The 360-nt window shown below is 57.8% G+C and carries 1 pseudogene; it reads left to right on the forward strand.

What is annotated here, in order from left to right:
• Window positions 1-251: pseudogene (locus ABLN87_RS22385) on the forward strand (IS481 family transposase); the annotation flags it as partial.
• Window positions 252-360 lie beyond the last annotated feature (109 nt).

Consider the following 360-nt stretch of genomic DNA (forward strand, 5'->3'; position numbering starts at 1 on the left):
TCGAATTGGCTATTGAGAATCCGGCCCTTGGGCAGAAACGGGCATCCTGGGAACTTCAACAGCAAGGCATCGTGGTGTCGTCGTCAGGGGTGCGGTCGATTTGGCTGCGCAATGACCTGGAGACGATGAAGAAGCGGCTGAAGGCGCTGGAAGCCTGCGCCGTGCAGGACGGCATTCTGTTGACCGAGGAACAGATGGCCGCGTTGGAAAAGGCCAAGCAACAGAAGGAGGCCCATGGCGAGATCGAGAGCCTGTCCGTCGTCAGGGATTTTGGGACAGATGGCGCTCTGATCTAAGAGAGGATGTGGCTCATCTGGTTGGATTGATTATGCGGCGGATTTGCGGTGAAGCAAGCGCCGG

It is taken from the genome of Ruegeria sp. SCP10, from assembly GCF_040329495.1.
Lineage (GTDB): Bacteria > Pseudomonadota > Alphaproteobacteria > Rhodobacterales > Rhodobacteraceae > Ruegeria.